This window comes from Nocardioides sp., from assembly GCF_041913365.1.
Classification (GTDB): Bacteria; Actinomycetota; Actinomycetes; order Propionibacteriales; family Nocardioidaceae; genus Nocardioides.
Window position 1 is genome coordinate 19,934 of sequence record NZ_JAYSFM010000005.1, and the last position, 26,299, is coordinate 46,232.

23 protein-coding genes are annotated in these 26,299 nt (G+C 72.8%); 20 read left to right on the forward strand and 3 right to left on the reverse strand.

The annotated features are described in order from the left end of the window. Positions 1-26 precede the first annotated feature (26 nt). From ACE3QY_RS12955 to ACE3QY_RS13015, 13 genes are all read left to right on the forward strand, one after another. The gene (locus tag ACE3QY_RS12955) at positions 27-1,676 is read left to right on the forward strand and encodes a DAK2 domain-containing protein (protein WP_374456441.1); all 1,650 of its coding nucleotides are present in this window, start codon (positions 27-29) and stop codon (positions 1,674-1,676) included. Between the two features lie 16 nt (positions 1,677-1,692). Beyond that, positions 1,693-3,900 carry an ATP-dependent DNA helicase RecG gene (locus tag ACE3QY_RS12960; RefSeq protein ID WP_374456442.1) on the forward strand — a complete coding sequence of 736 codons (2,208 nt, stop codon included), beginning with the start codon at positions 1,693-1,695 and terminating at the stop codon, positions 3,898-3,900. Positions 3,901-3,910: 10 nt separating this feature from the next. Beyond that, a complete protein-coding gene (gene rsmD / locus ACE3QY_RS12965) occupies positions 3,911-4,480 on the forward strand; it encodes a 16S rRNA (guanine(966)-N(2))-methyltransferase RsmD (protein WP_374456443.1) in 570 nt (189 codons plus the stop codon). 42 nt (positions 4,481-4,522) lie between these two features. Further along, entirely contained in the window at positions 4,523-5,008 is a 486-nt protein-coding gene (coaD, locus tag ACE3QY_RS12970) for a pantetheine-phosphate adenylyltransferase (RefSeq protein ID WP_374456444.1), read from the forward strand. 109 nt (positions 5,009-5,117) lie between these two features. Further along, on the forward strand, positions 5,118-5,684 hold the full coding sequence (locus tag ACE3QY_RS12975; RefSeq protein ID WP_374456445.1) for a DUF177 domain-containing protein: 567 nt from the start codon (positions 5,118-5,120) through the stop codon (positions 5,682-5,684). Between the two features lie 48 nt (positions 5,685-5,732). Beyond that, complete coding sequence (gene rpmF, locus ACE3QY_RS12980) at positions 5,733-5,918, forward strand: 50S ribosomal protein L32 (RefSeq protein WP_056906555.1); 186 nt, start codon at positions 5,733-5,735, stop codon at positions 5,916-5,918. Further along, positions 5,873-6,649, forward strand: a complete 777-nt coding sequence (gene rnc, locus ACE3QY_RS12985; protein ID WP_374456446.1) for a ribonuclease III — start codon at positions 5,873-5,875, stop codon at positions 6,647-6,649. The genes rpmF and rnc overlap by 46 nt, the downstream gene beginning before the upstream one ends. Before the next feature lie 4 nt (positions 6,650-6,653). After that, positions 6,654-7,511, forward strand: a complete 858-nt coding sequence (gene mutM, locus ACE3QY_RS12990; protein ID WP_374456447.1) for a bifunctional DNA-formamidopyrimidine glycosylase/DNA-(apurinic or apyrimidinic site) lyase — start codon at positions 6,654-6,656, stop codon at positions 7,509-7,511. Positions 7,512-7,614: 103 nt separating this feature from the next. Next, complete coding sequence (locus ACE3QY_RS12995; RefSeq protein WP_374456448.1) at positions 7,615-7,806, forward strand: hypothetical protein; 192 nt, start codon at positions 7,615-7,617, stop codon at positions 7,804-7,806. Positions 7,807-7,863: 57 nt separating this feature from the next. Continuing rightward, positions 7,864-9,105 carry an MFS transporter gene (locus ACE3QY_RS13000; RefSeq protein ID WP_374456449.1) on the forward strand — a complete coding sequence of 414 codons (1,242 nt, stop codon included), beginning with the start codon at positions 7,864-7,866 and terminating at the stop codon, positions 9,103-9,105. A 39-nt stretch (positions 9,106-9,144) separates the two neighbouring features. Continuing rightward, complete coding sequence (locus ACE3QY_RS13005; protein WP_374456450.1) at positions 9,145-10,506, forward strand: FAD-binding oxidoreductase; 1,362 nt, start codon at positions 9,145-9,147, stop codon at positions 10,504-10,506. 26 nt (positions 10,507-10,532) lie between these two features. Further along, positions 10,533-11,633: an alanine--glyoxylate aminotransferase family protein gene (locus ACE3QY_RS13010; protein ID WP_374456451.1), complete on the forward strand. Its 1,101-nt coding sequence runs from the start codon at positions 10,533-10,535 to the stop codon at positions 11,631-11,633. 50 nt (positions 11,634-11,683) lie between these two features. After that, complete coding sequence (locus ACE3QY_RS13015) at positions 11,684-13,207, forward strand: hypothetical protein (RefSeq protein ID WP_374456452.1); 1,524 nt, start codon at positions 11,684-11,686, stop codon at positions 13,205-13,207. 28 nt (positions 13,208-13,235) lie between these two features. Here ACE3QY_RS13015 and ACE3QY_RS13020 read toward each other — a convergent pair whose 3' ends face one another. Then, entirely contained in the window at positions 13,236-13,865 is a 630-nt protein-coding gene (locus ACE3QY_RS13020) for a hypothetical protein (RefSeq protein WP_374456453.1), read from the reverse strand. A 125-nt stretch (positions 13,866-13,990) separates the two neighbouring features. Between ACE3QY_RS13020 and smc the strand changes: the two genes are divergently transcribed. The 5 genes from smc (at position 13,991) to ftsY (ending at position 20,465) form a co-directional block, all read left to right on the forward strand. Then, positions 13,991-17,545 (forward strand): chromosome segregation protein SMC, encoded by a 3,555-nt coding sequence (gene smc, locus ACE3QY_RS13025; protein ID WP_374456454.1) that lies wholly within the window; start codon positions 13,991-13,993, stop codon positions 17,543-17,545. A gap of 65 nt (positions 17,546-17,610) precedes the next feature. Beyond that, a complete protein-coding gene (locus ACE3QY_RS13030; protein ID WP_374456455.1) occupies positions 17,611-18,042 on the forward strand; it encodes an acyl-CoA thioesterase in 432 nt (143 codons plus the stop codon). A gap of 103 nt (positions 18,043-18,145) precedes the next feature. Beyond that, positions 18,146-18,322 (forward strand): hypothetical protein, encoded by a 177-nt coding sequence (locus ACE3QY_RS13035; protein ID WP_374456456.1) that lies wholly within the window; start codon positions 18,146-18,148, stop codon positions 18,320-18,322. 70 nt (positions 18,323-18,392) lie between these two features. Then, on the forward strand, positions 18,393-19,316 hold the full coding sequence (locus ACE3QY_RS13040; protein ID WP_374456457.1) for a class I SAM-dependent methyltransferase: 924 nt from the start codon (positions 18,393-18,395) through the stop codon (positions 19,314-19,316). A gap of 12 nt (positions 19,317-19,328) precedes the next feature. Next, positions 19,329-20,465, forward strand: a complete 1,137-nt coding sequence (gene ftsY / locus ACE3QY_RS13045) for a signal recognition particle-docking protein FtsY (RefSeq protein ID WP_374456458.1) — start codon at positions 19,329-19,331, stop codon at positions 20,463-20,465. A 15-nt stretch (positions 20,466-20,480) separates the two neighbouring features. Here the strand turns inward: ftsY and ACE3QY_RS13050 are convergent, their stop codons facing one another. Further along, positions 20,481-23,459 (reverse strand): glycosyltransferase, encoded by a 2,979-nt coding sequence (locus ACE3QY_RS13050; RefSeq protein ID WP_374456459.1) that lies wholly within the window; start codon positions 23,457-23,459, stop codon positions 20,481-20,483. Next, positions 23,449-24,393 (reverse strand): rhamnan synthesis F family protein, encoded by a 945-nt coding sequence (locus ACE3QY_RS13055; protein WP_374456460.1) that lies wholly within the window; start codon positions 24,391-24,393, stop codon positions 23,449-23,451. Before ACE3QY_RS13055 ends, ACE3QY_RS13050 begins: the two co-directional genes overlap by 11 nt. A 203-nt stretch (positions 24,394-24,596) precedes the next feature. Here ACE3QY_RS13055 and ACE3QY_RS13060 point away from each other — a divergent pair, with 203 nt between their 5' ends. Together ACE3QY_RS13060 and ACE3QY_RS13065 are read left to right on the forward strand one after the other, a co-directional pair. After that, entirely contained in the window at positions 24,597-25,913 is a 1,317-nt protein-coding gene (locus ACE3QY_RS13060) for an ammonium transporter (protein ID WP_374456461.1), read from the forward strand. Then, positions 25,910-26,248: a P-II family nitrogen regulator gene (locus ACE3QY_RS13065; RefSeq protein WP_056906540.1), complete on the forward strand. Its 339-nt coding sequence runs from the start codon at positions 25,910-25,912 to the stop codon at positions 26,246-26,248. The genes ACE3QY_RS13060 and ACE3QY_RS13065 overlap by 4 nt, the downstream gene beginning before the upstream one ends. Positions 26,249-26,299: the final 51 nt, after the last annotated feature.

Below are 26,299 nucleotides of genomic sequence, written 5' to 3' on the forward strand. Positions count from 1 at the left end.
ACCACACCCGGGAGCACACCGACTCGATGGAGCCCGTCACCCACGGCATCACCCTGGAGGGGGTCGCCCGGTTCGTCGACATCGCGACCGACGCCCTGTCCTCGGCGCGTGAGGAGATCGACGCCCTCAACGTCTACCCGGTCCCCGACGGCGACACCGGCACCAACATGTTCCTGACCGTCTCGGCCGCCCGCGACGGGCTGCGCGCGGCTCGCGCGGGCGACCCCGACCTCGGGCTGGGGGAGGCGATGGCGGTCCTGGCCCGCGCGGCGCTGCTGGGGGCGCGCGGCAACTCCGGGGTGATCCTGAGCCAGATGTTCCGCGCCTACGTCCACCACCTCGCCAGTGCCGGGATGCAGGACCGGCCCGCGCAGACCATCGCGGCTGCGATGGCCGAGGCCACCGACGCGAGCTACGCCGCGGTCGGCACGCCGGTCGAGGGCACCATCCTCACCGTCTCGCGGGCGGCCTCCGACGCCGCCGTCGCCGCCGCCGGGCGGCCCGGCGCCCGCACGCGTGACGTGTTCACCGCCGCCGCCGCGGCTGCGCGGGCCGCGCTGGCGAAGACCCCCGAGCAGCTGCCGGTCCTCGCCCAGGCCGGCGTCGTCGACGCCGGCGGGCGTGGGCTGTGCGTGGTGCTCGACGCCGTCGAGACCGCCTCGACCGGTCGCCGGCCGATGCCCTACACGCCGCCCATCGGCACCCACCACATCCCGGTGGTCACGCCTGCGACCTCTCCCGGTGAGGACCTCACCGAGGACGGCCCCTCCTACGAGGTGATGTACCTCCTCGACGCCGACGACGCGGCCGTCGACACCCTCAGGCACACCCTCGCCGGGCTCGGCGACAGCCTGGTGGTCGTCGGCGGCGACGGCCTGTGGAACGTCCACGTCCACGTCGACGACGTCGGTGCCGCCATCGAGGCCGGCATCACCGCCGGCCGCCCGCACCGCATCCGGGTCACGCACTTCGCCGAGCAGGTCGCCGCCGCCCGCCAGCGGGTCTCGACCCGCGCGGGTCGCAAGGTCGTCGCGGTCGCCGCCGGGCAGGGCCTCGCCGAGCTCTTCGAGTCCGCGGGCGCGGTCGTCGTCGCCGGCGGCCCCGGCCAGCGGCCCTCGACCGGGCAGCTGCTCGAGGCGATCACCGCCTGCGGTGCCGCCGAGGTCGTGGTGCTCCCCAACGACGGCGACACCGTGCGCGCGGCCGAGATCGCCGCGCGGACCGCGGAGGCCGAGCACGACGTGTCGGTCGAGGTCATCCCGACCCACGCCCAGGTGCAGGGCCTGGCCGCGATCTCGGTCCACGAGCCGGGCCGCACCTTCGACGCCGACGTGCGCGAGATGACCGCGACCGCGCGCCACGTACGCCATGGAGCCGTCACCATCGCGGCCCGCCAGGCCATCACGATGGCCGGCCCGTGCGAGGCCGGTGACGCGCTCGGCGTCATCGCGGGCGACTTCGCGGTCGTCGGGTCCGACCTCGAGGAGGTCGCCCGCGACGTGCTGGAGCGCCTCCTCGCCGGAGGTGGGGAGCTGGTCACGATCGTGTCCGGCGAGGACGGCGTCGAGCTCGCCGACCGGGTCGCCGCCCACGTCGAGGAGCGCCACCCCACCGTCGACGTCGCGGTGCACGAGGGCGGCCAGCCGCGCTACCCGCTGCTCGTCAGCGTCGAGTGACCGGCAGGATTTCTGCATGGTCGCGATCACTCCGGACAGCCCGATCGGGGCGGTCTTCGGCAACCACCACAAGAAGCGCAAGCTCGCCGAGGAGGGCCTCGGGCTCAAGACCGTCGGCGACCTGCTGCGCCACTTCCCGCGCCGCTACGTCGCGGCCACCGAGCTGTCCGAGGTGGCCACGCCGGTCGTCGGCGAGCAGCTGACGATCGTCGGCGAGGTCCGGTCCTGCGACAGCGCGCCCTTCTTCTCCGGCAACCGCCGCCAGTTCCGTACGACGGTGCGGTTGCGCACCGACGGCCCGGACTTCTCCGTGACGCTGTTCAGCCCCTACCAGGGCCAGGCCGACCGCCACGAGGCCGAGTTCCGGCCGGGCAGCCGCGCGGTCTTCACCGGCAAGGCCAAGCAGTTCCGCGGCTCGTGGCAGCTCGACCAGCCCCACGGCTTCGCGATGGACGGCCCGGAAGGCGCCACCCTGAGCAAGCTGATGCCGGTCTACCCGCTCACCGCCAAGCTCTACACCTGGGACCTCCAGAAGGTCGTCTCCACCGCGCTCGACCTGGTCACCGGCGTCCCCGACGTGTTCACCCCCGAGCTGCGCGAGCGGTTCGAGGTGCTGAGCATCATGCAGGCGCTGCGCTGGATCCACGCACCCGACGAGTGGAGCGAGCTCGGCGCGGCCCAGAAGCGGTTCCGCTTCGAGGAGGCGCTGGTCCTCCAGCTCGTGCTCGCCCGTCGCCGCGCGGCCCACCGCCAGCAGGGGGCCCGGTCCCGGGCGCTGCGGACCGACGGCGTGCTCGCCGCCTTCGACGCGCGGCTGCCCTTCGAGCTGACGCAGGGGCAGCGCGAGATCGGCGACCTCGTCGCCGAGGAGCTCGGGCGCGACCACCCGATGAACCGCCTCCTCCAGGGCGAGGTCGGCTCCGGCAAGACCCTCGTCGCGCTGCGCGCGATGCTCCAGGTCGTCGACGCCGGTGGCCAGGCGGCGCTGCTCGCGCCCACCGAGGTGCTCGCCCAGCAGCACCACCGCTCGATCACGGCGATGCTCGGCGACCTGGCGCAGGGCGGGATGCTCGGCGGCGCCGCCGAGGCGACCACGGTCGTGCTGCTCACCGGCTCGATGGGCAAGGCCGCGCGCCAGGAGGCGATGCTCCGGATCGTCACCGGTGAGGCCGGCATCGTCATCGGCACCCACGCCCTCCTGGAGGACAAGGTCGAGTTCGCCGACCTCGGCCTGGTCGTGGTCGACGAGCAGCACCGCTTCGGCGTCGAGCAGCGCGCAGCGCTCACCGACAAGGCCGGCACCCCGCCCCACGTCCTCGTCATGACCGCGACACCGATCCCGCGCACGGTCGCGATGACGGTGTTCGGCGACCTCGAGACCTCGGTGCTCTCCGAGCTCCCCGCCGGTCGCGCCCCGATCCAGACCAACGTCGTCCCGCTGGCGGAGCAGCCCGCGTGGATCGAGCGGGTCTGGCAACGCGTGCGGGAGGAGGTCGAGAAGGGCCACCAGGTCTACGTCGTGTGCCCCCGCATCTCGGGTGACTCCGGTGAGGAGGGGGAGTCCGACCAGGTCGACCTCGACGAGAGCGGCGCCGAGATCGCGCCGAAGCGTGCCCTGGCCGCGGTCGAGGAGGTGCACGCCGATCTCACCGCCGGTCCGCTGGCCGGGCTGCGCACCGCGATCCTGCACGGCAAGCTCCCGCCGGAGGAGAAGGACCGCACGATGCGTGCCTTCGCCGCCGGCGACGTCGACGTGCTCGTCTCCACGACGGTCATCGAGGTCGGTGTCGACGTGCACAACGCGACCACGATGGTGCTCCTCGACGCCGACCGCTTCGGCGTCTCCCAGCTCCACCAGCTGCGTGGTCGCGTCGGCCGCGGTGGACTCCCCGGGCTGTGCCTCCTGGTCTCCCACGCCGAGGCCGGGTCGCCGGCCCGCGAGCGCCTCGACGCCGTCGCGGCCACCACCGACGGCTTCGAGCTGAGCCGCGTCGACCTCGAGCAGCGGCGCGAGGGCGACGTCCTCGGCGCCAGCCAGTCCGGTTTCCGGTCGGGCCTTGTCTCACTTCGGGTATTGCGCGACGAGAAGACCATCGTCCGTGCCCGCGAGGCCGCGGAGGCGCTACTCTCCGAGGACCCCGGGCTCGCGCAGGCGCCCGACCTTGCCGCGGCGGTCGTCGAGGTCGAACGGTCTGCAGCCTCGGGATTCATGGAGAAGGGCTGAGCGCGACGACATGACTCGGATCATCGGGGGAGCGGCGGGGGGTCGCCGTCTGGAGACGCCCCGCGGCCAGACCACGCGGCCCACGAGCGACCGGGTCCGCGAGGCGCTGTTCTCCGCCGTGGAGTCCCGCACCGGCTCCCTCGACGGGCTGCGCTTCCTCGACCTCTACGCCGGCTCCGGCGCGGTCGGCCTCGAGGCCTGGTCGCGCGGCGCGGGCGTCGTCACGATGGTCGAGCAGGACCGCCGCACGGCCGCCCTGATCTCCCGCAACGCCGCCACCCTGGGGTTCGGCCGGGCCAAGGTCGTCGCCACGTCCGTCGCCACGTTCCTCCAGGCGTCGCCAGCCGCCCCCTACGACGTCGTCTTCTCCGACCCGCCCTACCCGATGTCCGACGCCGACGTCTCCGCCGACCTGGCGGCCCTCGTGGCGCACGGGTGGCTCGTCCCGGGCGCGCTGGTCGTGGTGGAGCGGGCCGCGAAGCGCAGCGAGGTCACCTGGCCCGCGGGCATCGAGGAGGACCGCACGAAGCGCTACGGCGAGACCGCGCTTTGGTACGGTCACGCCACCCCGGCACCCTGACCTTCAGGCGCCCACCCGAGTGCACATCGAAGGGAGACCCGCGTGCGTCGCGCTGTCTGCCCCGGGTCCTTCGACCCCGTGACCAACGGCCACCTCGACATCGTCGGCCGCGCCGCGAAGCTCTTCGACGAGGTCGTCGTCGCCATCGGCGTGAACATGTCGAAGAACCGGCTGTTCACGCCCGACGAGCGCATCGCGATGCTGGAGGAGGCCACCGCCGGCATCCCCAACGTGCGGGTCTCCGGCTTCGACGGGCTGATCGTGGACTTCTGCCGCGAGATCGACGCCGTGGCCATCGTCAAGGGCCTGCGCGGCGCGGGCGACTACGAGTACGAGCTCCCGATGGCCCAGATGAACTCCCACCTCACCGACGTGGAGACCGTCTTCCTGCCGGGCGCCGTCGGCAACGCGTTCGTCTCCTCCAGCCTGATCAAGGAGGTCGCCGCCCTCGGCGGCGACGTCAGCGGGCTGGTCCCGGAGTCGGTGCGGGAGGCGCTCGTACGCCGCCTCGCCGAGCGCCGCGGCTGACCCGGTTCCTGGCCCCACCTGTCACCCCGGACCCACTCGTTTTGCCCCGTCACCCGGGCGGCGGATACGATTCCGAGGTTGTGTTGGTGTCCAGATACGGGAGTTCGACGTGAGCAGCCTGGACCCGAGGGCGCCGCTCGTGCTTGACACGCGCGAGCTCGGGCGCCGCCCGGGGTCCCAGCGTGAGCTCGAGCTCTCCGTTCCGGCACCAGCAGAACTTGGTATCGAAGTCCTCTCTGTCCCCGAAGGATCGCCGGTCGAGCTCGACCTGCGGCTGGAGGCGGTCATGGAGGGAGTGCTGCTCACGGGCACGGCCACGGCCGCGCTCGAGGGGGAGTGCGTACGGTGCCTGGAGCCGATCGAGGACGAGATCCACGCGACGCTGCAGGAGCTCTACGTCTACCCCGACCAGCACGACAAGGCCACGGAGCACGACGACCGTGACCTCGACGACGAGACCAGCCTCCTCGAGGACGACCTGCTCGACCTCGAGCCCCTGCTGCGGGACGCGGTGGTGCTCGCACTGCCGTTCCAGCCGCTGTGCATGGACGATTGCCCCGGGTTGTGCACCGAGTGTGGTGCGCGGCTCGCGGACGACCCGGACCACTCGCACGAGGCACCGATCGACCCGCGCTGGGCAGGACTCGCAGAACTCAAGCAGGATCCCCAGGACTGACCGATTCACCGGGACACCCCCGGCTGAAGCAAGCAACAGGAGACAACCATGGCTGTTCCGAAGCGGAAGATGTCGCGCAGCAACACGCGTCACCGCCGTTCGCAGTGGAAGGCCGTCGCGCCGACCCTCGTGACGTGCGCCAACCCCGCCTGCGGCGCCAAGCACCTCCCGCACCGCGCGTGCGGCCAGTGCGGCCAGTACGGCGCCCGTGCCGACCGTCGCCAGGTCCTCTGACCACCGACGAGCTCCGCGCAGCGCTCGGTGATCCGGTCCTGGATCCCGAGCTGCTGCAGCGTGCGCTGACGCATCGCTCGTTCGCCTACGAGAACGGGCAGATCCCGACCAACGAGCGCCTCGAGTTCCTCGGGGACTCGGTGCTCGGGGTCGTGGTCACCGAGACGCTCTACCGCGCGCACCCGGACTTCTCCGAGGGGCGCCTGGCCAAGCTGCGGGCGGCGGTCGTCAACGCGCGCGCCCTGGCCGAGGTGGCGCGCCGCATCGACCTCGGCCGGCACATCATGCTCGGCCGCGGCGAGGAGACCACGGGCGGCCGCGACAAGGCATCGATCCTCTCCGACACCGTCGAGGCGGTGATCGGTGCCATCCACCTCAGCGGCGGGATGAGCGAGGCCGCCAAGGTCGTCCACCGGCTCTTCGACCCGGTGATGGAGGCCGCCGCGTCCATGGGCGCCGGCCTGGACTGGAAGACCTCCCTCCAGGAGCTCTCCGCCGAGATCGGCCTCGGGGTGCCGGAATACCTCATCGAGGACGACGGGCCCGACCACATGAAGACCTTCGTCGCGCGGGTCCGCGTCGGCGAGCTGGTCCTCGGCAACGGCACCGGCCGCTCCAAGAAGGAGGCCGAGCAGGGCGCCGCCGAGACGGCCTACCACGAGATCCAGGCCTCCCACGGCCGCCCGGCCGAGGCCGTCGAGACGGCCACGCCTGTCGACGCCGACGCCTGAGCCGGTGCCCGAGCTCCCCGAGGTCGAGGTCGTCCGCGCCGGCCTCGAGCGCCACGTCCTCGGCAGCACCATCGAGTCCGTCGAGGTGCTCCACCCGCGGCCCGTGCGCCGCGACCACCGCGGCTCCACCGGCTTCGTGGCCGCGCTCGTCGGCCAGCGCATCGACGCGGTCCGCCGCCGCGGCAAGTACTTCTGGCTCGCCCTCGCCAACGGCGACGCGCTGCTCGGCCACCTCGGCATGAGCGGCCAGATGCTGCTGCACGAGCCCGGCGCGCCCGACGAGCGCCACCTGCGGGTGCGCTTCACGCTCCGCACGCCCGACGGCGGCCGGCTCGAGATGCGGTTCGTGGACCAGCGGATGTTCGGCGGCCTCGCCGTCTCGACCGGCGGCGCCGAGCTGCCCACCGAGATCGTGCACATCGCCCGCGACCCGATCGACCCGGAGTTCGACGACGCCGAGTTCGTGCGTCGCGCCCGGCGGCGTACGTCCGCGGTGAAGCGGCTGCTGCTCGACCAGGGGCTCATCTCCGGCGTGGGCAACATCTACGCCGACGAGGCGCTGTGGCGGTCCCGGCTGCACGGCGAGCGTCCCGGCGACCGGCTCACCGGGCCGGTGCTCCGCGGGCTGCTCGGGCACGTGCGCGAGGTGATGGGGGAGGCGCTCGCCCAGGGCGGCACCTCCTTCGACGCGCTCTACGTCAACGTCAACGGCGAGTCGGGATACTTCGACCGGTCGCTCGACGCCTACGGCCGCGAGGGCGAGCCGTGCCGGCGCTGCGGCGCGCCGATCCGTCGGGTCGCCTTCATGAACCGGTCGTCGTACTTCTGCCCGCGCTGCCAGCGGCCGCCGCGCTCGCGATGAGCCCCGATCGCCCCGCCTGGCCATTGACCGGACCCCGGTGGGGTGCGACTCTTGGAGACGGCCGCTTCGCGGCCCCGAACCCCCTTTTCTCGAAAGGCTCCCCATGGCCAAGGCGCTGATGGGTCATGTGAACAACGACGTACGGACCGCCTCGGTCCTGGCCGTCGAGAACAGCCGGCTCCGGCGCCGGGTCGGGGACCTGGAGACCCTGGTCCTCCGCCTGCAGGCCGAGAACGACCGACTGGCCGCGGCCGCCCGGGACGAGCTCGCGGTCGAGGACCTCCAGCCGGCCTGAGGCCACGCGCATATTCGTGTGCGGCCGCCGAGGCTCGCACCGTAGGCTCACGACCTTGTGAGCACCCTCGTCGAGACCGTCTTCCCGACGCGGCTCGGCACCGGTTTCCGCTGGCTCGTCGCGAGCTCGTGGGCCAGCAACCTCGGGGACGGCCTGATGATGGCGGCCGGTCCCCTCCTGGTCGCGTCTCAGACACGCAACCCGGTCCTGGTCGCCCTCGCCATGATGGCCTCGCAGCTCCCGTGGCTGCTCTTCGGGCTCGTCGCCGGCGCGATCGCCGACAGACTGGACCGCCGCGTCGTCATCATGACGATGAACACCGTGCGTGCCCTGCTCCTCGCCGGCCTGGTCGCGGTCGTGTGGACCGGCCACGTCAACATCTGGCTGGTGCTCGCCGCGCTCTTCGCGATGGGCACGGCGGAGGTCTTCGCCGACACCACGGCCTCGACCCTCGTCCCGATGCTGGTCGACAAGCCCGACCTCGGCATCGCCAACGCGCGGATCATGGCCGGGCTCATCACTGCCAACCAGCTGATCGGACCGGCCATCGGTGCGGTGCTCTTCGCGGTCGGGATGGCTGTCCCGTTCACGCTCCAGGCCGTCTGCGTGGCCCTCGGCGTCCTGCTCGTCTCGCGCATCGGCACGCCGCCGGGCGCCGTGCGCGAGGACGTCGACTCCCACATCCGCCAGGACATCGCCGAGGGCATGCGCTGGCTGATGGGCAACCGCCCGGTCCGCACGCTCGCCCTGGTCATCATCACCTTCAACGTCACCTTCGCGGCGCCGATGTCGGTCCTGGTGCTGTGGGCGCAGGAGCGCGTGGGCGTCGACGAGGCCGGCTTCGGCCTGCTCACCACGGCCAGCGCCCTCGGCGGCATCATCGCGACGGTCAGCTACGGCCGTCTGGAGAAGCGCGTGCCCCTGGCCACGCTGATGCGCGTGGCGCTGCTGTGCGAGGTCGTGTTCCACGTGTCGATGGCGTTCACCACGGCATTCCCGGTCGCGCTGGGGCTGATGGTCTTCTTCGGCGTGTACGCCTTCGTGTGGGGCACGCTGAGCAACGCCGTCCGCCAGCGGGCGGTGCCCACAGAGCTCCAGGGCCGGGTCTCGTCGGTCTACATGATCTGCGTGATGGGCGGGATGCTGCTCGGTGCGCTGCTCGGCGGGCTGATCGCCCGCCAGTGGGGCCTCACGGCGCCGTGGTGGTTCGCGTTCGCGGGTGCGGGGATCACGCTGGCGCTGGTGTGGCGCGAGCTCGGGCACATCGCGCACGCCGACGAGGCCGCGGCCGCCGCTTGATCCGGAGCACGTGGCTGACGTGTCTGGTTCGATGGGCGGATGGATGCCCTCGCCGAGCTCGTCGGCTCCCTGCCCCCTGGTGTCGTCGCCACCGATCCGTCGACCGTGGCGAACTACCGCTTCGACTGGTCCAAGGACACCGGTGCCGGCACGCCTGCCGCGGTCGTCAGGGCGGAGGACGCCGGCCAGGTGCAGACCGCGGTCCGGTGGGCGGCTGCCCACGGCGTGCCCGTGGTCCCACGGGGCGCCGGATCGGGGCTGTCCGGCGGGTCGAGTGCGGTCGACGGCGGCATCGTGCTCAGCCTCGAGCGGATGCGCGCGATCGAGGTCGACACCGACTGCCAGGTCGCGGTCGTCGAGCCGGGCGCCTTCAACGCCGAGGTGAAGCTCGCCGCCCGGGAGCACGGGCTGTGGTACCCGCCCGACCCGTCGTCGTACGAGATCTGCTCGATCGGCGGCAACGTCGCGACCAACGCCGGTGGGCTGTGCTGCGTGAAGTACGGCGTCACCACCGACTACGTCCTCGGCCTCGACGTGGTGCTGGCCGACGGCACGCTGATCACGCTCGGCGGCAAGCGGATCAAGGACGTCGCCGGGCTCTCGCTGCTCAAGCTCTTCGTGGGATCTGAAGGCACCCTCGGCGTCGTCACGCGGGCGATCCTGCGCCTGGTCCCGCTGCCGCTGCCGCCCGCGACGCTGGTGGCGTCGTTCCCGACGGTGGCCGCCGCTGCACAGGCCGTGGTGTCCGTACGCCGCACGATGCGGCCCTCGATGATGGAGCTGATGGACCAGGCCTCCATCAACGCGGTCGAGGACTACTCGCCCCGGGGCCTCGACCGGTCGGCCGGCGCGCTGCTCGTCGTGCAGTCCGACGCGCCGGGCGAGGCGCGCGTCGCGGAGATCACGACCGTCGAGGCGGCCTGCGCGGCTGCCGGCGCGACCGAGGTCGTGGTGACCGACGACCCCGACGAGGGGGAGATGTTCGTCGAGGCCCGGCGGGCGGCGTTCCCGGCGGTCGAGGCCCGCGGCGCCCTGCTGCTCGAGGACGTCGGTGCGCCCGTGCCGCTGCTGCCCGACCTGCTCGCCGCCGTCGCCGACATCGCCCGGCAGCACGACGTCGAGATCCCGACCGTCGCCCACGCCGGCGACGGCAACACCCACCCGATCATCGTCTACGACGCGGCCGACCCCGGCTCGGAGGCGCGGGCCAGGGCCGCCTTCGACGACATCCTCCAGGCCGCGATCAGGCTGGGCGGCACGATCACGGGCGAGCACGGGGTCGGGCGCACCAAGAAGGCGGCCCTGCCCGACCAGCTCGGCGACGACGTGATGGCGCTGAGCCGGCGGATCAAGGACGCGCTCGACCCCGACGGCATCCTCAACCCGGGCGCCGTGCTCTGACCGCTCGCGTTCGTTACGGTCGGACCATGATCCGCGAGCGCCACCTCTTCGGTCCCGGTCCGTCCAACCCCTACCCGGAGGCCACCCGCGCCCTGGCCGAGCCGCTGCTGGGCCACCTCGACCCGGAGTTCCTCCGGATCATGGACGAGACCTGCGAGATGCTCCGCACCGCCTGGGGCACCACCAACGCCCGGACGCTGCCGCTCAGCGCGACCGGGTCCGCCGGCATGGAGGCCGCCTTCGTCAACACGGTGCACCCCGGTGACGTCGTCGTCGTCGCGGTCAACGGCCTCTTCGGCCAGCGGATGACCGACGTCGCCGCCCGCTGCGGAGCCGAGGTGGTCGCGGTCGAGCACGAGTGGGGCCAGCCGGTCGACGTGGACCGCGTCCTCTCCGCCCACCCGAGCCCGGCGATCATCGCCGCGGTCCACGCAGAGACCTCGACCGGCGTCCGGTCCGACATCGCGGCGCTCGGCGCGGGCAAGGGCGACGCGCTGCTGCTGGTCGACGCCGTCACCTCCATCGCCGGCATCGAGCTGCGCGCCGACGACTGGGGCGTCGACCTCGGCTACGCCGGCACGCAGAAGTGCCTCGGCGTGGCTCCGGGCCTCGCGCCCTTCACGATCAACGACCGGGCGTTCGAGCGCCGGGTCGAGAAGCCGCGGTCGTGGTACCTCGACCTCGGCATGCTCGGCGGCTACGTCGGTGAGGCGGGACTGAAGGAGGGTGGCAAGGGGCAGCGGACCTACCACCACACCGCCCCGACTGCGATGGTCGCCAGCCTCCACGCTGGACTGACCCGCATCCTGGAGGAGGGGCTGGAGGCGGTCTGGGCACGCCACCAGGCGGCCGGCAACGCGTTGCAGGCGGGGCTCGAGGACCTCGGCCTCGAGCTGTTCGCCGCCGAGGGGCACCGGCTGCCCGAGCTGACGACCGTCCGAGTGCCCGAGGGGGTCGACTCGGCCGCTGTCCGCGCGGAGCTGCTGGAGAAGCACGGCATCGAGATCGGCGCGGGCGCCGGACCGTACGCCGCCAGCGTGTGGCGGATCGGCCTGATGGGCCGCAACGCCCGCCCCGACGCCGTGCTGCTGGTGCTGGCAGCGCTGCGGGACGTGCTCGGCCGCTGACCCACGACGCCCGGACATAACCGCGGGTGCCGTCCCGTCGTTGCACCGGCATGCGCCTCACTCCCGCACGCCTGGCCGCCGCCGGCCTGATCGCCCTCGCACCCGTCCTGACTGCGGGGGCGGCGCACGCCCACGGCGACCGGGACCGGGCCGAGGAGATGGCCCGCACCTACGACGCCGGGCTGGCCGTGCCCTTCGTCAGCTCGCCCAACGTCCGGCTGGCGGCCGTGCGCCCCGGCAGCGCCGGCATCTCCGGCTGCTTCCTGCAGTCGGCGCCGTACTTCGTGATGTCCGGCCTCGACGACGTGACCGTCTACGACGTCAGCGACCCGGTCGCTCCCCGCGAGGTCGGGTCGATGCCGAGCGCGCAGTTCGAGAACGAGGCGATGAACTGCGGCGAGCGCAAGGTCTCGCGGGAGCGCACCGACCGCTTCGCGATGATCGGCGTCGACCTCTTCCAGGCCTCGCCGGACGACCTCGAGCACGTCAACGACCCGGCCACCGGTGACTACGAGCTGGTCATCGTCGACGTCAGCGACCCGACCTCGCCCCACGTCAGGTCACGCGTCCGGGCCACGACCAGCACCCACACGGTGACCTGCATCGACGGCACCGACTGCCGCTACGCCTACTCCGCCGGAGACGACTCCGAGGTGCCGGGCCAGGGCAGCTTCTCCGTCTTCGACCTCACCGACCTCGACGCCCCGGTCGAGGTCGACAGCGACCCCGCCACGCCCGGCACCCAGCCGTTCCGCTCGGACGCCGTCGGCTGGGGTGGTCACAAGTGGAACGTCGACGCCGCCGGCTACGCCACGCACACCGGGGCGGGTGGCTCCTACATCTACGACGTCCGCGACCCGCTCCACCCGCGCGAGGTCGCCAACACGGGCGCGGCCGGCGACTCGGCCCGCGACGGCGCGGTCAACCACTACAACGACTTCATCCACCACAACAGCTACCGCCCCAACGCCCGGGCGTTCCGCCCCGACGCGGCGCCGTCCCTGGCCAACGGCAACGTCCTGCTCGTCACCGAGGAGGACTACGAGGACCCCGACTGCGCCACCGCCGGCTCGTTCCAGACCTGGCACGTGAAGCGCCTCGACGGGTCGGACGGCTCGATCGTGCCGCTCGCCAAGGTCGAGCTGGCCGACCTCGGCACGTACCCGGTCCCGGCGGGCGCGTTCTGCTCCTCCCACTGGTTCGACGTCCACCCCAGCGGCATCGTGGCCGTCGGGTTCTACGGGGGCGGCACCCAGCTGATCGACGTCACGGACCCGGCCCACCCGGTCAGCCACGGCTTCGCGACGTGGGGTGCGTCCGAGGTCTGGGACGCGATGTGGGCCCCGGTCTACGACCGCAGGGGCGTGGTCACCTCGCGGCGCACCAACCTGGTCTACTCCGTCGACCTCGTCCGCGGCCTCGACGTGTACGTCGTCGACGTGCCCGGCGACGGCATCGGCACCCTGCCCTCGGTCGAGCCGTCCCGGCCCAGCCTCGCGGTCGTGCCCGGCGTGCTCCTCGGTGGCAGCGTCGTCGTCGCCCTGGCGCTGCACCGCCGGCGGCGCCGGGCCTGAGGACGGGCGCCGGCCCCTCGCCGGCGGGTCAGCCCAGGCGCTCGACGGCCAGCGTGCCGAGCGCGACGAGGTCGGCCTCGGGCGGACGGACCTCGGTGAAGCTCACGTCGAGCACGGAGACGGTGCGACCGACGCGCGTGGCGAGGACCCGGCGCCACGTGATGCTGCCGTCCTGGAGCCAGCCGATCAGCATCCCGGCGGCCTCGTCGCCGACGCGCGGCGGGATCCAGGCACGGTTCTTCAGGGTGACCTTGCCGCCCTCACCGTCGTCGGTGCGCACGTTGCCCACGCACTGCTTGGTGAAGAACCGGTAGCGCTGGACCAGCAAACGGGCGGCTTTCTTCGACTCGAAGCGGACGACGTTCTGGTCGATGAGCGCGACCGACCGCCGACGGCTGGCGGGGGAGACGCTGCCGAGGATCCGGCTGCTGCCACGCACCACCGCTCCCTGGTCCTCGCAGCCGCGCGGCGCGAACACGGGGGACCGCATCACCACCCGGAGCGGGTCGTCCATGTCGGGGTAGACCGTCGCGTAGTCGGCGAGCGTGAGCAGGTGCGCACGGCCGACCGGAGCCGGCGCGGCCGTGCCCGGGGGCGCGACGACCAGACCGACCAGGACCGCCACGAGCGCTGCCAGCGAGATCATCGTCCTCCGCATGGCGTCCAGCATGGCGGCGAGGCACGCGGGTGTGCAACGGGTGCGGCGCCGCCCCGTGTCGTAGGGTGAGCGGCGCTGAGCTTCCCCAGTTATCAGTCTCCATTCCTGACGGCGAGGAGCCCGCGTTGTACCTGAAGAGCCTGACCCTCAAGGGGTTCAAGTCCTTCGCGTCCTCGACGACCATGCAGCTCGAGCCCGGCATCACCTGCATCGTCGGCCCGAACGGCTCCGGCAAGTCCAACGTCGTCGACGCGCTCGCGTGGGTGATGGGCGAGCAGGGCGCCAAGAGCCTGCGCGGCGGCAAGATGGAGGACGTCATCTTCGCCGGCACCTCCGGCCGCCCGCCGCTGGGCCGCGCCGAGGTGCAGCTGACCATCGACAACTCCGACGGCGCGCTGCCGATCGACTACGCCGAGGTCACGATCAGCCGCACGATGTTCCGCAACGGCGGCTCGGAGTACGCCATCAACGGCAACGGGTGCCGCCTGCTCGACGTGCAGGAGCTGCTCAGCGACTCCGGCATCGGCCGCGAGATGCACGTGATCGTCGGGCAGGGCCAGCTCGACTCGATCCTCCACGCGACCCCCGAGGACCGTCGCGGCTTCATCGAGGAAGCCGCCGGCGTCCTCAAGCACCGCAAGCGCAAGGAGAAGGCGCTCCGCAAGCTCGACGCCACCGACGGCAACCTGACCCGGCTGGCCGACCTGCTCTCCGAGATCCGGCGCCAGCTCAAGCCGCTCGGCCGGCAGGCCGAGGTGGCGCGCCAGGCGCAGACCGTGCAGATGGACGTCCGCGACGCCCGCGCCCGGCTGCTCGCCGACGACCTCGTGACCGCACGCACGTCCCTCGACCAGGAGATGGCCGACGAGACGCTGCTCAAGGAGCGCCGCGAGCAGGTCGAGGCCGAGATCGCCACCGGCCGCGAGACCGAGGCGCGCCTCGAGGCCGCGCTGCGCGACGACCTGCCCCGGCTGGCCGCCGCCCAGGAGACCTGGTTCGCCCTGTCCGGGCTCAAGGAGCGGTTGCGGGGCACCGCCTCGCTGGCCGACGAGCGCATCCGCAACGCCGCGGGTGCGGCCGAGGGTGACACGGTCGACTCCGGACGCGACCCCGACGAGCTCGAGGCACAGGCCGAGCGCGTGCGGGCGCAGGAGGCGGAGATCGCCGAGCAGGTCGAGCAGCAGCGCACCGCGCTCGACGCCGCGGTGGTCGCCAAGCGCGCCGCGGAGGAGGCCGCGGCCGAGGAGGACAAGCGGATCGCCGGCCTCCAGCGCGCCGCCGCCGACCGCCGCGAGGGCCTGGCCCGGCTCACCGGCCAGGTCAACGCCCTGAAGTCCCGATCGGAGGCCGCCGACGCCGAGATCCAGCGCCTCACCGACGCTCGTGAGGACGCCGTGACCCGCGCCGAGCGCGCCCAGCGCGACTTCACCGCGTTGGAGACCCGGGTCGCCGGCCTCGACGCCGGTGAGGAGGGCCTCGACTCCGAGCACGAGGAGGCCGTCGCCTCGCTCGACGAGGTCGAGGAGCAGCTCGCCCGAGCCCGCGAGGACGCCCAGCAGGCCGAGCGCGACCGCGCCGGCCTGATCGCCCGCCGCGACGCCCTCGAGATCGGCCTCAACCGCAAGGACGGCGCCGGAGCGCTGCTCGCCGCCACCGACACGGTCGGCGGCCTGCTCGGCTCGGTCGCCGCGCTGCTCGACGTCGACCACGGCTACGAGGCCGCCGTCGCCGCGGCCCTCGGCACCGCCGCTGATGCCGTGGTCGTCGCCGACTCCCACGCCGCCGTGGAGGCGATCGGCCACCTGAAGGTCGACGACCTCGGCCGCGCCGGCCTGCTGCTCGGTGGCGCGCCGCTCGACGACCGTGACTGGCCCGGCCTCCCCGACGGCACGACGTACGCCGTCGACGTGGTGACCGCGCCCGACGACGTACGCCCGGCGCTGGTGCGGCTGCTCCACAAGGTCGCCGTGGTCGACGACCTCGACGCGGCCCGGCGCCTCGTGTCCGACCTGCCCGACGTCGTCGCGGTGACCCGCGAGGGCGACCTGCTCGGCGCGCACTTCGCCGCGGGCGGCTCGAGCAGCCAGCCGAGCCTGATCGAGATCCAGGCCGCTGTCGACGAGGCCACCACGAAGCTGGCCGAGGCCACGGCGTCGACCGAGCGCCTCGGCTTCGAGATCTCGCGGCTCGAGGCGGCGCGCCACGACGCCCTCAAGCGGGTCGACGTGGCGCTGGCCAAGCTGCACGAGTCCGACGCCACGCTCGCCGCGGTCGCCGAGGAGCTCGGCCAGCACGGCTCCCAGGCCCGGGCCGCCAAGGGCGAGGCCGAGCGGCTCGAGCGCGCCATCGCGACCGCCCGGGAGGCGCGCGAGGCCGACCTCGCCGGGCTGGTCGAGCTCGAGGCCCGCCTCGCCGCCGCCCAGGACGTCACCGACGTGGAGCCCGACACCTCCGACCGCGAGAAGCTCGCCGAGTCCGCTCGCGAGGCGCGCCAGGGCGAGATGGACGCCCGCCTCGCGCTGCGCACCGCCGAGGAGCGCGCCCGCGCCCTGCACGGCCGTGCCGACTCCCTCCTCCGCGCCGCGCAGGCCGAGCGCGAGTCCCGCGCCCGCGACGCCGAGCGCCGCGAGCGCCTGATCCGGGAGGGCCGGGCCGCGCAGGCCGTCTCCGTCGCCGTCCGGATCGTGCTCCACCAGCTCGAGCGCTCCGTCATGCAGGCCGCCGACGAGCGCGCCGCGGTCGAGGAGTCGCGCCAGGGCAGCGAGCAGCGGCTGATGGCCGTGCGCACGCAGCTGCGCGACCTCGGCCGCGAGCACGACGAGCTGGTCAACTCCGTCCACCGCGACGAGATGGCCCGCACCCAGCAGAAGATGCGCATCGAGCAGCTCGAGGAGCGCGCGCTCGAGGAGCTCGGGCTCGACCCCGACGGCCTGGTCGACGACTACGGTCCGACGACCCTCATCCCGTTCACGGGCGAGGTGCCCGAGGGAGAGGAGGCGCCCGAGCCGACGGCGTTCGTGCGCGAGGAGCAGGTCAAGCGGCTCCGCGCCGCCGAGCGGGCGCTCTCCATGCTCGGGCGGGTCAACCCGCTGGCGCTGGAGGAGTTCTCCGCGATGGAGGAGCGCCACAAGTTCCTCACCGAGCAGCTCGAGGACCTCAAGCGCACCCGCAAGGACCTCCTCGACATCGTGCGCGAGGTCGACGCCCGCGTCGAGCAGGTCTTCACCGAGGCCTACGCCGACGTGGAGAAGGCCTTCGACCAGACGTTCGCCCGGCTGTTCCCCGGCGGCGAGGGCCGGCTGGTGCTCACCGACCCCTCCGACATGCTGACGACCGGCGTCGAGGTCGAGGCCCGCCCGCCCGGCAAGAAGGTCAAGCGGCTCTCGCTGCTCTCCGGCGGCGAGCGCTCGCTCGTGGCCGTGGCGTTCCTGGTCGCACTGTTCAAGGCCCGGCCGTCGCCGTTCTACATCCTCGACGAGGTCGAGGCGGCGCTCGACGACACCAACCTGGGCCGCCTGCTGGAGATCTACGAGGAGCTGCGCGAGAACTCCCAGCTGCTCGTGATCACCCACCAGAAGCGCACCATGGAGGTCGGTGACGCGCTCTACGGCGTCACCATGCGCGGTGACGGCGTCTCGGCCGTGATCAGCCAGCGGCTGCGCGACGCCGAGCCCGCATGAGTGAGGAGTCGAGTGCCCCCGCGGCACCAGTCGGCACGCGGGCGCGCACTCGACCCGCGAGGCCGGTGCGTGAGGACTACGTCACCTGGCGCACCGCGACCACGCGCTGGCGCGACGACGACGCCTACGGCCACCTGAACAACGCGACCTACTACGAGCTCTTCGACACCGCGGTCAACGCCTACCTCTACGACGCCACGGGCGTCGATGTGCGCGCGCTGCCGCAGATCGGCGTCGTCGCGGAGACCGGGTGCCGCTACTTCCGCGAGATCGGCTTCCCCGAGCCCATCGAGATGGGCCTGGTCGTCGACAAGGTCGGGACGAGCTCGATCGTCTACCGGATCGGCCTGTTCCAGGGCGAGTCCGACGAAGCTGCTGCCGAGGGGCGCTTCGTGCACGTCTACGTCGACAACTCCCGCGGCGCCGGCGACCGGCCGGTGGTCCCGATGCCCGACGTGGTGCGGCAGGCCGTCGTACCCCTCCTGCGCGAGGCGTGACGGGGGCCACGGGCGACTCGCCGGTAACCGCGCCGGTGTGCCTGTGCTCGCCCCGGTGTGTCATGTTGGAGGTCCACGGACGCAACCACCTCGGAGGAACCCCGTGCTCGCGATCATCCTGATGATGACCCTCGGCGTGCTCGTCGCCGCCGCCGTCGGTGTCTACGTCGCCTACCCCCACCGCGGCGAGAAGATGCCCGTCGCCCCCCAGCTCGGCAACGCCATGCGCAAGGGCGTCGACGCGCTCCCCACGCTGGAGGACTCCGAGTCCCGGGTCTGAGTCCCGTCAACTGGTGACGTCCCGGCGCGGCGCCTCGCGCCCGCCGAGCGGCGCACCTAGCGTGCCAGACGTGACCGGCGCACGCCACGACGCCCCGAAGGGCTACTGCGCGGCCTGCGGGGCGATGGTGTCCCGGCAGTTTCGCCCCGGTCCCGACGGTCGCCCCGACGCGGTCTGCCCACGCTGCCGGAGCCTGGAGCGGCACCGCTTCCTGTCCCTGCTCCTGGGCGTGCTCGGGCCGGACCTGCGCGACCTCGACACCGTGGTGGAGATCGCGCCCTCACGGCAGTCGAAGGCCCTCCTCGACCGGCTCGACGCCCGCCGGCGGATCAGCTTCGACGCGGGCTACGACGCGCGCGAGGTCGACGCGCTGGCCAGCCTCACCGCGCTGCCCCTGCGCGACGCCTCGGTCGACCTGCTCGTCTGCTACCACGTGCTCGAGCACGTCCCGGACGACTGCGCGGCGATGCGCGAGATCGCCCGCGTGCTCAGCCCGCGCGGCATCGCGCTCCTCGAGGTGCCGATCAAGGTGGGGGTGGACACCGAGGAGGACCCGTCGGCGACCCCGGAGGAGCGCACCCGGCGGTTCGGCCAGAAGGACCACGTGCGGTGGTACGGCGACGACTTCGACGCGCGGCTCTCCGAGGCCGGCCTGGCCTCGCTGCGCGTCACACCGCCGGCGCTGGTGGGGGAGGCGGCCGTGCGGTGGTTCCGGCTGATGCCCCACGAGGTGGTGTGGATCGTGCACCCGGGACGCGAGACGTCCTCCCCGATGCTCGCCGGGGGCACCGGCTCCGGCCTGACGGCAGCCTTCGACGCCGTGCTGGCCGACCTCGAGCGGGCGCAGGACCGGCTCGCGCGGGCCCGCGGACGTGCCGACCGGCTGGCCGCGGAGCGTGACGCGCTGCGGCTCCGGGTCTCGGAGCTCGCCGCGCAGCAGCGGGCGCGCGAGCGCGGGGTGCTCACCCGCCTGCGGCGTGCCGTGCACCTCTGATTGGATTGAGCCATGGGTGACTGGCTCTATCTGATCATCGGCATCGCGGTCGTCGGCGCGCTCACGCTCGTCGGGCTGCTGACCTCCGGCCGCCGCCGCAAGGCCGCGCCGCCGTCGGGCGGGACCGACGTCATCGTCCCGCCGCCGACAGAGACGGACACCGCGACCGAGGCCCCGCCGGAGCCGCCGGTCCTCACCGAGGAGCCGGCCGCACCGACCATCGAGAAGCCGGAGCGTGCGTCCACCCGCATGCAGCGGCTGCGCGAGCGGCTCTCGCGCTCGCAGGGTGGCCTCGGCAAGGGCCTGCTCGCCCTGCTGAGCCGCGACCGGCTCGACGAGGACACCTGGGAGGCGATCGAGGACACCCTCCTGACCGCCGACATCGGAGTGGCGCCGACGCAGGCGCTGGTGGAGAAGCTCCGCACCCGCCTGCGGGTGGAGGGTGGCCAGACCCCCGACGCGCGCACCGTGCTGCGCGAGGAGCTGATCGAGCTCGTCGGCACCGACCTCGACCGCCGTGTCCAGGTCACCGGCACCGACGGCAAGCCCGGCGTCGTGCTCGTGGTCGGCGTCAACGGCGCCGGAAAGACCACCTCGGTCGGCAAGATTGCCCGGATCCTGGTCGCCGAGGACCTCACCGTCACGCTCGGCGCCGCCGACACCTTCCGTGCCGCTGCCGTCGACCAGCTCGCCACGTGGGGCGAGCGCGTCGGCGTCGAGGTCGTGCGCGGTCCCGAGGGTGGCGACCCCGCCAGCGTGGCGTTCGAGGCGGTCAAGCACGGCGTCGACAACGGCGTGGACACCGTCCTCGTCGACACCGCCGGCCGCCTGCAGAACAAGGCGGGCCTGATGGACGAGCTCGGCAAGGTCAAGCGGGTCATCGAGAAGCAGGCCCCGGTGACCGAGGTGCTGCTCGTCCTCGACGCCACCACCGGCCAGAACGGCCTGATCCAGGCCCGCGTCTTCAGCGAGATCGTCGACGTCACCGGCATCGTGCTGACCAAGCTCGACGGCTCCGCCAAGGGCGGCATCGTGGTGCAGGTCCAGCGCGAGCTCGGCGTGCCGGTCAAGCTCGTCGGCCTCGGCGAGGGCCCCGACGACATGGCGCCGTTCGACGCCGCCGCGTTCGTCGACGCCTTGCTCGGCTGACCCGGCCGCGCGCCCTCAGCCGCGGGCGAGCAGGCGGCGCACGGCGTCGTCGATCAGCGTCTCGGCCCGCTTGTCGAAGCTGTGCTCGGCGATGATCCGGGTGGCGATGCTGCGACGCGTCTCGTTGTCGGGGAACGCGTCGTACGGCGGCGCCACCAGGCGGGCGAGCTCGTGCTCGTTGTCGAAGGGCAGCACCAGCCCGGAGAAGATCTCCTCGAGCCCGTCGATGCGGTCGCTGAGGATCCGCGCCCCGCAGGCGGCAGCGTCGAAGAGCCGGTTGGAGGCGAAGCTGTCGCGGCGCATGTCGAGGTGGTGGTCGTTGAGGACGACGCCGGCCGAGGCGTAGAGCGCGCCGACCTCCTCGTTGGCCACGCCGCCGGAGGCGATCTGCTCGCGGTCGACGAACTCGGTCCAGTCGTTGCCGTGGAGCGTCAGGTCGGCACCGATGGCCAGGGCGCTGCGCACGGCGTAGCGGTAGACGCCGCGGGAGTTGCCGACGAACAGGACAGCCGGACCGGTGTCGGGCGCGGCCCGGTCGGGGTGGAACCAGCGCGTGTCGGTGCACTGCAGCAGGGGCTCGATCCGGGTGCCCCACTCGCGGGTCATCCGGGCAGACCAGCTGGTGCTGGCGGCGTACACGAGGTCGTAGGCCGCCACCTCGTCGGGCGTGATCATGTCGGGGTGGCTGATGATCCACTCGACGTTGAGCAGGCCGGGTCGTGGGGTCACGCGGTCGAGGCCGCGCAGGACCAGGAGGACGTCGTCGTGGTCGCGGGAGTCGCGGTCGCGGGCGTCGCGCCGGTCGATCGCGACGTGCTGGCCACGCTGCTCGAGGGCGTCGGCGAGCGAGCGGGCGAAGTAGGTGTCGCCCCAGCGGTCGCCCCGGTTGGCGGCGGGGGCGGCGATGTCGATGGCCCACCGCAGCCGGGGCGGTGACTCGTGGATGCCGCGCACCGGCCGGAGGACGAGCTCGGGCACCAGCACCGCGGGCGCCTGCCGGTCCTCGGGGTCCGCGCTGATCCGCCGGTTGCGCTGGTCGGTGACCTCCAGGCCCGCGGCGCGGAGCAGGTCGGGAGCCCCGTCGAGCGGCGTCGCCAGCCCGCCGCCCTGCAGCGAGCCCATCGCCCCGATGAGCTCCTCGGGCCGGGCGTAGTCGGTGCGCGAGGTGATGACGGTGTCGGGCACCACGACCGAGTCGCCGAGGCCGGCCCGACGGGCGCGCAGACCGAGGTCGGTCTCGGCGAGGACCGAGTGGAACCGCCCGTTGAGGCCGCGCAGGGCGATGGCGGTCTCGGTGCGCAACGCCACCAGCGGGGCGGCCGGGGCGGCCACGGCGCACTGGCCGATGCGCACCGCGTCGCTGGTGGGGAGGCCGGCGAGGAACAGGTCCGGGTTGGGGTTGTCCGCGCTGAAGCGGGCGCCGGCGCTCAGGACCACGCCGTCGAGGTCGACGACCAACGGCTGGGCGAGCGCGACGCCGGGCTCGCGGAGCACCTCGGCGAGCCTCTCGGCGATCGGCTGGCGCGGCGGCATCGCCTCGGGGCGGATCAGCAGCACGGTGCTGCCCCCGGCCTGCGAGATGCCGACGTTGGTCGCAGCCGAGGTGGACACCGCGGTCGGGACCGACACGAAGCGGGCGCCGGAGATGATCGCCGCCAGCGACGCCGCCAGGACGTGGTGCGCCCGGCGGAGGCGTACGCCGATGAGGATCAGCTCGGAGCCCTCGCGCGGCAGGGAGCTGAGCCACTCGACCGTGCGGCGCGGCTCGGGGCCGACCGGCAGGACGTGGCTGACGAGGTCCTCCGCACGCGGTCGTTCGGCCGCGGCGTCCCAGTCGACGAGCTGGCGCTCGAGCACGACCGAGTCCCAGTCGTCGCCGTGGCCGACGACCGGGGCGTCGGGCCGCTTCAGGACGGGTACGTCGACGGGGACGGGCTCGTGGTCGCGGGTGAGCCGCAGGACCAGGTCACGCTCGGACGACCCGCCGAGGGACTCGTCGAAGCCGCCGACGTCCTTGATGGCGGTGCGGCGCAGCAGGGCCGTGGTGAGGTCGACGGGCCGGCCACCGACCAGCTCCTGCCGGGACCGGCCGACGGCCCCGGCACCGGCGAGGACCGCGGCCGCGCCGGACTCGTGCGCGTGGGCGAGGAGCTCGGCGAGCATGCCGGGCAGCCACTCGCGACCCGGCGGGAGGAAGGCCACGTGGTCGGCGGTGCTGTGCTCGAGGGCGGTGTTGAGCGCCCGCGCGTGCCCGCAGCGCGACTCCCGGACGAGCGTGATCCGGTCGTCGAAGGCCGCCAGGCCCTGGAGCACCCAGGCCGTGTCGTCGAGCGAGCCGCGGTCGACCGCGACCAGGTGCCAGTCGGTGAAGGTCTGCGCCTGCAGCGTCGCGACGGTCTGCCGGACGAGCGGGCCGGAGTCCTGGGCCGCCATCACGACCGTGACCGCGGGTGAGGTGCCGAGCCGCTGCGGCAGCTCGGGGGAGGGGCCCAGCAGCTGGGGGCGCTCGAGCACGACCTCCTCGCGCCACGCGGTCGCCGCCTCGATCGCGGCGGCCCGGTAGGTCCCCCACGAGACCTTCCGCGGCAGGATCCGGGTGGGCAGCGAGGCGCCCGGCCCGGACACCGACAGCCAGTAGGACAGCGCGCCGTAGGGGTGGTGGCGGGCCTCGGGCATCGCCGCGAAGATGATGCGCGGGTCGACCAGCGGGTGCGGGGCGATCCGGTTGCGGCGGCGGCGCTCGGAGACGTACCAGAGCACCGGGTGCTGCCCCGAGCGCTGCCAGGAGCGCCGGCGCCCGATCCACTGGGCCTCGAAGAGCGGGTGCGGTGACACCTCGCCGGCCTGCACCGCGGCCCGTGCCGCGTCGTAGGCCGACCCGAAGCGGGTGCCGAGCTGGGCGGCGACGAAGTCGACGTCGACCAGTCCCGAGTCGACGAGGACCTCGGCCGGGTCGTCGAGCCTCACCTGGTGCTGCCGGCGCTCACCGCGCATCGGAGTACCTCACGCGCGGGAACAGCGGCTCCAGCGCGAGCGGGGTCGGCAGCAGGCGCTCGCTGTCGCGCAGGGGGTAGTACTGCGCGGTGTCGGCGAGGAACTGGCGTACGCCGTCGAAGCGCTGGGGGAAGCGGCGCTCGCACAGCTCGAGCAGCCGGTCGGCGTCGAGGTTGTAGGGGTCGTAGCGCAGGGTGTCGATCTTGACGTAGGGGAGCCGGGCGTTGTCGAGCACCCGGTCGGCCAGGCTCCGGGCGGGGTTCCACGGCTCGTTGGCGCGCTCGCGCCACTCCCGGACCTCCGCGCGCGTGCGCGGGAAGGAGGAGCGGTGCGCGGCCCACCACCGCATGCGCTCGCGGGCGATGCGACGGTCCTCAGGGGTCTCCACGAAGTAGGTGTCGGAGCAGAAGCCGGCCTCGTAGAGCCGGCGTGACATGCCGATCTCGTAGCGCCGGATCACCTGACGGCGCTTGGAGATGGGCTCCATCTCCTCCCAGAACTCCGTGAAGGCGTGCGAGGCGACCACCCAGGGCCGGAAGGCGACGAAGAACGACTGGATGTGCGGCGCGAGGCGCTCCGCGGCGGTGAGGCCCCAGAAGTCGCACGGGCGGGTGGCCATCTCGTCGAAGACGGGGGCGTAGGAGTCGAGCGCGAAGACGTAGGTGTCGTTGCAGACCACCACCTCGTCGTACGCCGTCAGGTCGCCCGCCGCGTCGAGGCCGACCTTGTAGCTGAAGAAGTCGTAGCCGTAGTTGGCGCGCTCGACGACCTGCGAGCGCTCGTTGAGCCAGTCGCGCGCGGAGTCCTGCAGGTGGGCGGTGGTGCAGACGAGCAGCTTGTCCACCGACGCGGCCAGCGCCTCGACCTGACCACGCACGTGCGGCCGAAGATCTCCGGCGACGTCGTAGTGCGCCATCACGGCCAGTCTGGACACGGCCGAACACTAACAAGGCGGCTCCGGCGCCCGTTCCGTTCACACACCTGTAACACGAGCGGGGATTCCGTTGCCTGCCCGCAACATGTGCCGCGGCCCGGCGAAACCTCGTCCGCACAGGCTTCGGACGAACGCGTGGACCCCCGCATGACAGCGGCGTCATGACCCGGCGGACCACACCCCGTACGTTTCCTGGAGGTTCTGTGGACGGCTATTACGCCTTCATGCTGGTGGCGACTGCCTTCGTCCTGATGATGACGGTGCCCGCACTGGCCCTGTTCTACGGCGGCATGTCTCGGTCGAAGTCCGTGCTCAACATGATGATGATGTCGTTCATCGCGGCGGCCATCGTCGGCATCCTGTACGTCGCCGTCGGCTGGTCGATGGGCTTCGGCGGCGACGGCACGCTCTTCGCCAACCCGTTCGAGCTGCTGTGGCTCGACGGCGTCACCACCGACAACTACATCTACGTGATGTTCCAGATGACCTTCGCGATCATCACCGCGGCCCTCATCAGCGGTGCGGTCGCCGACCGCCTGAAGTTCTCCGCGTGGGTGGTCTTCCTCCCGCTGTGGGCGATCATCGTCTACTTCCCGATGGCCCACATGGTCTTCAGCTGCACCGACGACTCGCTCATCTGCGGCCGCATCGGCGCCCAGGACTACGCCGGCGGCACCGCGGTGCACATCAACGCCGGTGTCGCGGCCCTCGTCCTGGTCCTGCTGCTCGGCAAGCGCATCGGCTGGCCCAAGGAGCAGATGCGTCCGCACAACCTGACGCTGACGATGCTCGGCGCGGGCATGCTCTGGCTCGGGTGGTACGGCTTCAACGTCGGCTCGATCGTCTTCGGCACCACCTTCGACGAGGACCCGGACGCCTTCCTGGCGCAGTTCTACTCCGAGACCGGGCGCACCTTCGCCAACACGACCCTCGCGACCTTCGCCGCGATCCTCGGCTGGCTGCTCATCGAGCGGCTGCTGCACGGCAAGGCCACCTCGCTCGGTGCCGCCTCCGGCATCGTTGCCGGCCTCGTCGCCATCACCCCGGCCGCCGGAGCGGTCAACGTGAGCGGTGCGGTCGCCATCGGCGCCGTCGCCGGTGCGGTCTGCGCCTGGGCCGTCGGACTGAAGTACAAGCTGGGCTACGACGACTCGCTCGACGTGGTCGGCGTGCACCTCGTCGGTGGCATCATCGGCACCGTGCTGATCGGGGTGTTCTCCACAGCAGACGGCGCCGGCGGCGTCGACGGCCTGCTCTACGGCGGCGGCTTCGGCTCGCTCGGCGACCAGACCCTGGGCGTCCTCGTGGCCGTCGTCTACTCCGGCATCCTCACCGCCGTCATCGCCCTGGCCATCAAGTACACGATCGGCCTGCGCCTCGACGAGGAGGACGAGGTCAACGGCATCGACCTCGCGGCCCACGGCGAGTCGGCGTACGACCTGCACAGCGGCACCAGCGGCGGCTCGTCGAGCGTCCTCGCCGCCAGCACCGCCACCCGCACGGAAGGAGTCAACGCATGAAGCTCGTGACCGCGGTCATCAAGCCGCACAAGTGGGAGGACGTCCGCGAGGCCCTCGAGACCTTCGGCGTCGCCGGGATGACGGTCTCCGAGGTCAGCGGCTACGGCCGCCAGAAGGGCCACACCGAGGTCTACCGCGGTGCCGAGTACGACATCGCGCTCGTGCCCAAGATCCGCCTCGAGATCGTCGTGGACGACGCGGACGCCGACGACATCGTCGGCATCATCGTCAAGACTGCGCAGACCGGTCGCATCGGCGACGGCAAGGTCTGGGTCAGCCCGGTCGAGACCGTCGTACGGGTCCGCACCGGCGAGCAGGACGCGTCCGCGCTCTGATGGTCACCGCCCTCTCGGGACCGAACGCATGAGCACCCCACGTCGTTCCTC

Excerpts from the sequence above, each read along its gene's own strand:
- ftsY (WP_374456458.1), top strand. The coding sequence starts at position 19,329 with ATGGGTGACTGGCTCTATCTGATCATCGGCATCGCGGTCGTCGGCGCG.
- ACE3QY_RS13005 (WP_374456450.1), top strand. The coding sequence starts at position 9,145 with ATGGATGCCCTCGCCGAGCTCGTCGGCTCCCTGCCCCCTGGTGTCGTC.
- ACE3QY_RS12955 (WP_374456441.1), top strand. The coding sequence starts at position 27 with ATGGAGCCCGTCACCCACGGCATCACCCTGGAGGGGGTCGCCCGGTTC.
- ACE3QY_RS13020 (WP_374456453.1), bottom strand. The coding sequence starts at position 13,865 with ATGCGGAGGACGATGATCTCGCTGGCAGCGCTCGTGGCGGTCCTGGTC.
- ACE3QY_RS12960 (WP_374456442.1), top strand. The coding sequence starts at position 1,693 with ATGGTCGCGATCACTCCGGACAGCCCGATCGGGGCGGTCTTCGGCAAC.
- ACE3QY_RS13010 (WP_374456451.1), top strand. The coding sequence starts at position 10,533 with ATGATCCGCGAGCGCCACCTCTTCGGTCCCGGTCCGTCCAACCCCTAC.
- rpmF (WP_056906555.1), top strand. The coding sequence starts at position 5,733 with ATGGCTGTTCCGAAGCGGAAGATGTCGCGCAGCAACACGCGTCACCGC.
- ACE3QY_RS13050 (WP_374456459.1), bottom strand. The coding sequence starts at position 23,459 with ATGCGCGGTGAGCGCCGGCAGCACCAGGTGAGGCTCGACGACCCGGCC.
- rsmD (WP_374456443.1), top strand. The coding sequence starts at position 3,911 with ATGACTCGGATCATCGGGGGAGCGGCGGGGGGTCGCCGTCTGGAGACG.
- ACE3QY_RS13015 (WP_374456452.1), top strand. The coding sequence starts at position 11,684 with ATGCGCCTCACTCCCGCACGCCTGGCCGCCGCCGGCCTGATCGCCCTC.
- ACE3QY_RS13065 (WP_056906540.1), top strand. The coding sequence starts at position 25,910 with ATGAAGCTCGTGACCGCGGTCATCAAGCCGCACAAGTGGGAGGACGTC.
- ACE3QY_RS12995 (WP_374456448.1), top strand. The coding sequence starts at position 7,615 with ATGGCCAAGGCGCTGATGGGTCATGTGAACAACGACGTACGGACCGCC.